Here is a 6,588-nt window from a genome sequence, read left to right on the forward strand (position 1 = left end):
CGGCGGCGAGCCGCTCGGCCGACGGCCGTCCGTAGCCGGTCGTGCGCTGGACCAGCGGGCGGCCCAGCGGCTCGACCATCGCGCGCATGTCGCTGATCGTCTTGTACGACCCGTGCGACGCGCCGGCCATCCGGCTGATCGTCTCCTCCATCAGCGTGCCGCCGATGTCGTTGACCCCGCCCTGCAGCACCGCGCGGCTGCCCTCTTCGCCGAGCTTCACCCAGGAGCTCTGGATGTTGTCGATCATGCCGTGCAGCAGCAGCCGGGCCAGCGCGTGCACCGCGCGGTTCTCGCGCAGCGTCGTGCCCGGGCGGGCGAGCCCGGCCAGGTAGATCGGCGCGCTCTGGTGGATGAACGGCAGCAGCACGAACTCGGTGAACCCGCGCCGGCCGTGCTTCTCCAGGCCTTCGCGCTGCAGCCGCGCGAGCAGCTTCAGGTGCGCGACCCAGTGCGACGGCGTGTCGACGTGGCCGTACATCATCGTCGACGTCGTCGGCAGGCCGACCTCGTGCGCCGTCGTGACGACCTTGATCCACTCCGACGTCGGCAGCTTGCCCTTGGTGAGCACCCAGCGGACGTCGTCGTCGAGGATCTCCGCCGCCGTGCCTGGCAGGGAGTCCACCCCGGCCTCCTTCGCCTTGATCAGCCAGTCGCGAAGCGACAGGTTGGTCCGCGAAGCGCCGTTCACGACCTCCATCGGGCTGTAGGAGTGCAGGTGGATCTCCGGCTGACGGCGCTTGACCTCGGCCGCGAGGTCGAAGTAGGCGGTGCCCGGCAGGTCCGGGTGGATGCCGCCCTGCATGCAGATCTCGGTCGCGCCCGCGGCCCACGCCTCGTCGACGCGGTCGCCGACCTGCTCCAGCGAGAGCGTGTACGCGTCGGCGTCGGTGCGACGCTGCGCGAAGGCGCAGAAGCGGCAACCCGTGTAGCAGACGTTGGTGAAGTTGATGTTCCGCGTCACGACGAAGGTGACGTCGTCGCCGACCGTCTCGCGGCGCAGGTCGTCGGCGATCCGGGTGAACGCGTCGAGTTCCTTGCCGTCGGCGTGCAGCAGCGCCAGCGCGGCGTCGTCGGAGAGGCCCGCCGGGTCCTTTTCCGCGCTGCGCAGGGCGTCCAGGATGTCCGTGTCGAAGCGCTGCGGCCCGGTCTTGATCCGGTCGCCGATCTCCTTCCAGTCCCCGTAGACGGAGTCGAAGTCGCCGCGGCGGTCTTCGGTGCGGCCGCTGGTGTCGATCTCGGTGTGCAGGTCGGTGCGGCCGGACTCCTGCCAGCCGCCGTCCGGCTCCTGCCACGGGATGCCGACCGGCAGCGCGCCCTCGCGGGCCATCCCGGTCTTGGCGTCGACGAGCGCGGCGACGTGCCGGGTGAGCCGCGGGTCCAGCCACGGCTCGCCGGCCTTGATGTACTCCGGGTAGATGGTGAGCCGTTCCTTGAGCTCGAAGCCGGCCTTCTCGGTGCGGCGGGCGAGCTCGTCGATCTGCGGCCACGCGCGTTCGGGGTTGACGTGGTCCGGGGTCAGCGGCGAGACGCCGCCCCAGTCGTCGATGCCGGCGCGGATCATCAGGTCGTACTGGTTGCCGATCAGGTTCGGCGGCGCCTGGATGCGCATCTTCGGGCCGAGCACCAGCCGCGCGACGGCGATGTTCGCGGCGAGTTCTTCGAGGTCGGCGTCCGGCGTGGCACGCATCTTCGTGTCCGGCTTGGCCCGGAAGTTCTGCACGATGACTTCCTGGACGCCGCCGTAGGTCTTGGCGACCTTGCGGATCTCGAACAGCGCGTCCGCCCGCTCTTCGAACGTCTCGCCGATGCCGATCAGGACACCCGTGGTGAACGGAACCGAGCTGCGCCCGGCGTCCTCGAGCACCCGCAGCCGGACCGCGGGCTCCTTGTCCGGCGAGCCGTAGTGCGGGCCGCCCTTCTCGCTCCACAGCCGGGTCGCGGTGGTCTCCAGCATCATGCCCATCGACGGCGCGACCGGCTTGAGCCGCTGGAAGTCCTGCCACGTCAGCACGCCCGGGTTGAGGTGCGGCAGCAGGCCGGTCTCCTCGAGGACGCGGATCGCCATCGCCCGGACGTAGGAGAGCGTGTCGTCGTAGCCGTGCGCGTCCAGCCACTCGCGGGCGGCCTTCCAGCGGTCCTCGGGCCGGTCGCCGAGCGTGAAGAGAGCCTCCTTGCAGCCCATCTCGGCACCCTTGCGGGCGATGTCGAGGACCTCGTCGGGCGACAGGAACGGCGATTCGAGCCGCCCGGGCACGGTGACGAACGTGCAGTAGCCGCAGCGGTCGCGGCACAGCCGGGTCAGCGGGATGAACACCTTCTTGCTGTAGGTGATGACGCCGGCGCGCCCGGCCTCGGCCAAGCCCGCGTCGCGGATGCGCGAGGCGTACTCGGACAGCTTGGTGAGGTCGTCCCCGCGAGCGTGCAGCAGGACGCTCGCTTCGGCTACGTCGAGTGTCTTCCCGTCACGCGCCCGGGCGAGCGCGCGGCGCATCGCGGAGGCGGTCGGGGTGGTGGCGTCGGGTTCGGGTCCCATTCCGCCCACGCTAGAACCGCCGTCGCGCGACCAGCCAGTGTGTGTTCCGCACCTGTCTCGGCTGCGCTCCGCGGGTGATCGTCGACGCAGGTCAGCGGGTTCACATGGTTGTCGATCAGCCCTCCGCCGTGTATTACCTAAAGGGTGGCATCGGTGGTCGGCAAGAAGATCGGCGGACGGACGTACTACTACCTCGCGGAGTCCGCCCGGGTGGACGGCAAACCGCGGGTGGTGACCCAGCGTTACCTCGGCACGGCCGACGAGATCGCCCGCGCCGTCCCGGGCGGCGAGCCGTCCTCGGCGTCGTACCGGACGTACGGCGACGTCGCCGCCGTGTGGGCGACACTGTCCCGGCTGGACTTCGTCCGCCGCGTCGACGACGTCGTGCGCACGAAACCCTCGCTGGGGCCGACCCTCGCCGTCGCGGTGCTGCACCGCGCGACCGCGCCGGAGACGCCGATCGGGTCGTGGTGGGCGGCGAGCGCGGCCGCGGACCTCGTCCGCCCCCGGCTGTCCACAGTGAATGGCCTGTGGCGGGCGCTGGAGCGCCTGACCCCGGAGCGCATCGCGGGGATCGAGGAGACCGTGGCCACCGCCGTGCTGGAGCTGCTCGACGACCACGCCGCGCTCGCCGTCGACGTCCCGCAGTTCGCCGCGTTCGCCCCGGCGGACTGCACGCTGCCGTCGGCCTGCCAGGGCGTGCTCGCCGGCGCGGGCCTGCGGGTGACCCGCGACGGCGCCATCCCCCTGGCGTCACGCCTCTACCGGCGCGACGACGGGACGGCGCCGACGTTCGCTTCGCTCATGGAAGGGCTCGGGCCGGCCACGCTCGTCTTCCACGCGGGCCAGGCGGCGCAGCTCGACCTGGGCTCACGCAGCGGCTTCGTCGGGTCCCTGCCGCTGACCGACCACCCGGAGCTGCTGACCCAGCCCGCGTCCGCACGCAAGCGCGTCGACCCCGAGCGGTTCGCCGGGCTCACGGCGCTCGACACGCACGCGGTCGTCGACGGCGTCCGGCGGCGGGTGATCCTGACCCACTCGGCGACGCTGCACGCGGCGCAGTCCCGCGCGTTCGCCGACGAGCTCGCCACCGCGACCCGCGAGCTCGACGGCCTCGCGGAGGCACTGGCGGCGGGCACCCACCGCGGCGACCGGGCCCAGGTGCACGCCGAGATCGGCCGGGTGACCCGCGGCCGGCGCATCGAACGCGTGCTCACCGCCGTCCTGAGCGGCACCCGGCCCGGGGAGATCCGGGTGGAACGCCGCGTCGACACCGCGGCCATCGCCCGGCTGGACGAGGAGTTCTTCGGCAAGCAGGTGCTGGTCACCGACCGGGACTGGCCGATCGGCGACGTCGTCACCGCCTACCGGGCCCGGACCCACCTCGAATCGACGTTCCGCTGGCTGACCGGCCCCGCCGTCACCGGCCCGACGCCGCGCTGGGAGTGGACGCGGCAGCGGATCGCCGCCCACGGCCTGGTCTCGGTGCTCGCCGCGACCGTGACGCACCTGATGCGGCGGGACGCCGACCGGGCCGGGATGAACCTGTCCGTCCGGGAGCTGCTCGACCGCCTCGCCGGCGTCGGTGAGCTGGTGCTGCGTTACCCGTCCACCGGCGGGCGGCCGCGGGCGAAGCGCCTGCTGACCGAGCTGGACCCGGAACAGCAGGCGCTGGCCGCCCTGTTTCAGCTCTCGCGGTAGATCTGCAGGGCGGAGAAGCTCTGGACCACCGGCATCAGCTCGATGACGTTGATGTTCACGTGCGCCGGCTGGCTGGCCGCCCAATAGACGGACTCGGCGACGTCCTCGGCGGTCAGCGGCGTGGTGCCTTCGTAGACCTTGTCGGCCTTGGCCTGGTCGCCGGCGAAGCGGACCTTCGAGAAGTCCGTGCCGCCGACCATGCCGGGCTCGATGTTGGTGACGCGCACGCCGGTGCCGTGCAGGTCGCTGCGCAGGTTGAGGCTGAACTGGTGGACGAACGCCTTGGTCGCGCCGTAGACGTTGCCGCCGGGGTAGGGGTAGGTGCCGGCGATCGAGCCGATGTTGACGACGTGGCCGCGGCCGCGCTCGACCATGCCCGGGAGCAGCGCGCGCGTGACGTGCGCGAGGCCGCGGACGTTGGTCGCGATCATCTGGTCCCAATCGTCGAGGTCCGCCTTGTGCGCGGGCTCGAGGCCCTTGGCCAGGCCGGCGTTGTTGACCAGGACGTCGACGGCTTTCCAGCCGTCGGGGAGCGCGTCGATGGTGTTCTTGACCGCGTCCGGGTCGCTGACGTCGAGCCGGACCGGGAGGACGGCGTCGCCGAGCTCGCCGGCCAGCTTCTCGAGCTTGTCCTCGCTGCGGGCGACGGCGATCACGCGGGCGCCCTCGGCGGCGAACCGGCGCGCGATGGCGTCACCGAAGCCGGCGCTGGCGCCGGTCACGAACACGGTCTGCTGGGTCATGGGGTAGCTCCGCTGCTGGTCAGGAAGGTGCTGAGGGCCTCGTTGAACTCGGTCTCGCGCTCCAGGTTAGGCAGGTGGCCCGCGCCCTCGATCACCACCAGGGTGGAACCCTTCGTCATCCGGTGGATGAGCTCGGCGTCGCCGACCGGGGTGAACTCGTCTTCACCGCCGACGACGACCAGGGTGGGAACGCCGACGTCGGCCAGGCTCTTCGTGTAGTCCGGGCGCTCGGCACGTCCCCGGAGCGCGGCCGCGGCTCCCTCCTTGGGGGCGTTGCGCATCATCCTGCGGACGTGCGCCTCGACGTCCGGCCTGCTCGCGCGGGTCTGCTTCGAGATCATCTTGGGCAGCAGCTCCTCGGCGTAGCGCTCCATGCCCTCTTCGGTGATGCGGTCCGCGGTGTCGTAGCGGGCCTGCCTGGCCTGCGGGGTGTCGAGACCGGCGAAGGTGTCGGCGAGCAGCAGCGCCCGGACGCGGGCGGGGTGATCCCGCACCAGCTGCATGGCGATCTGGCCGCCCATGGAGAGGCCGCCGAGGACGAACCGCTCCAGCCCCAGGTGGTCGGCCAGGTTGACGAGGTCCCGCGCGAAGACGTCGAGGCCGGTCCTGGTGTCTTGGCTGGGGGACGCGCCATAGCCGCGGAGGTCCGGGGTGATGACGCGGTAGCCGCTCCGGGTGAGGTGCTCGGCCTGCGGCCGCCACATCGAGCGGTCGAAGGGGTGGCCGTGGACGAGCAGGACGGGCCGTCCGGCGCCGAGGTCGTCGTAAGCGAGGGTCATGCGGCCGACGCTAGGTGGAGCTTTGACTCGGAGCAATACGACGCAATGTAGTCGGAGCAATGTTCTTGGGGTGGCGCTCCCGGGCGGATGGGGGCAGACTGGGCCTCGGACGGGCTCCGTCATGGGGTCTGACCTGCGCTGATCTTGTTAACCGACCCCCCTGTTTCGGGCCGTTTTCGGGCGTGTAATGTTCTCTTCGTCGCCAGGGAAACCCGGCCGACACGGAGACACGAACCAAGCTCTCGCGGATCGCGATTGAGTGGGTGTCCCATCAAAAACTGCTAGGAATGACTCGCTACGAGCGAGCCGCTTGATCGCGGTGAGTTTGTGGTGTGTTGCTTGAGAACTCAACAGTGTGCTAGTGAACTAAGCCAGTAGAGCTTATGTATTGAACCTCGTGTGAGGTTCCTTTGAGAGCAAGTATTTGCCTCGATTGAATTCGAAGACATTGTTGGAGAGTTTGATCCTGGCTCAGGACGAACGCTGGCGGCGTGCTTAACACATGCAAGTCGAACGCTGAACCACTTTCGGGTGGGGATGAGTGGCGAACGGGTGAGTAACACGTGGGTAATCTGCCCTGCACTCTGGGATAAGCCTTGGAAACGAGGTCTAATACCGGATATCACAATCTCTCGCATGGGGGGTTGTTGAAAGTTCTGGCGGTGCAGGATGAACCCGCGGCCTATCAGCTTGTTGGTGGGGTAATGGCCTACCAAGGCGACGACGGGTAGCCGGCCTGAGAGGGTGACCGGCCACACTGGGACTGAGACACGGCCCAGACTCCTACGGGAGGCAGCAGTGGGGAATATTGCACAATGGGCGCAAGCCTGAT

Annotated in this window: 4 protein-coding genes and 1 rRNA gene; 2 read left to right on the forward strand and 3 right to left on the reverse strand. The window is 70.0% G+C overall.

The window, feature by feature from the left end; translation table 11 throughout:
* The coding region (locus tag DV20_RS27760; protein ID WP_043785415.1) for a bifunctional FO biosynthesis protein CofGH at positions 1 to 2,533 on the reverse strand (2,533 nt) is incomplete at its 3' end.
* Between the two features lie 153 nt (positions 2,534 to 2,686).
* On the opposite strand from DV20_RS27760, the gene DV20_RS27765 reads away from it, so the two are divergent.
* A complete protein-coding gene (locus tag DV20_RS27765; RefSeq protein WP_043785418.1) occupies positions 2,687 to 4,234 on the forward strand; it encodes an IS1634 family transposase in 1,548 nt (515 codons plus the stop codon).
* Here the strand turns inward: DV20_RS27765 and DV20_RS27770 are convergent.
* Positions 4,219 to 4,977 (reverse strand): SDR family oxidoreductase, encoded by a 759-nt coding sequence (locus tag DV20_RS27770; RefSeq protein ID WP_043785419.1) that lies wholly within the window; start codon positions 4,975 to 4,977, stop codon positions 4,219 to 4,221. The genes DV20_RS27765 and DV20_RS27770 overlap by 16 nt on opposite strands.
* On the reverse strand, positions 4,974 to 5,756 hold the full coding sequence (locus tag DV20_RS27775; protein WP_043785421.1) for an alpha/beta fold hydrolase: 783 nt from the start codon (positions 5,754 to 5,756) through the stop codon (positions 4,974 to 4,976). The genes DV20_RS27770 and DV20_RS27775 overlap by 4 nt, the downstream gene beginning before the upstream one ends.
* Before the next feature lie 448 nt (positions 5,757 to 6,204).
* On the opposite strand from DV20_RS27775, the gene DV20_RS27780 reads away from it, so the two are divergent.
* A 16S ribosomal RNA gene (locus DV20_RS27780) occupies positions 6,205 to 6,588 on the forward strand; the annotation flags it as partial.

Origin of the sequence: Amycolatopsis rifamycinica (genome assembly GCF_000695625.1) — a bacterium.
GTDB classification, from domain to species: Bacteria; Actinomycetota; Actinomycetes; order Mycobacteriales; family Pseudonocardiaceae; genus Amycolatopsis; species Amycolatopsis rifamycinica.

What these genes read in the sequence shown, in the direction of transcription:
- DV20_RS27770 (WP_043785419.1), bottom strand. Translation starts at nt 4,977, where the DNA reads ATGACCCAGCAGACCGTGTTCGTGACCGGCGCCAGCGCCGGCTTCGGT.
- DV20_RS27775 (WP_043785421.1), bottom strand. Translation starts at nt 5,756, where the DNA reads ATGACCCTCGCTTACGACGACCTCGGCGCCGGACGGCCCGTCCTGCTC.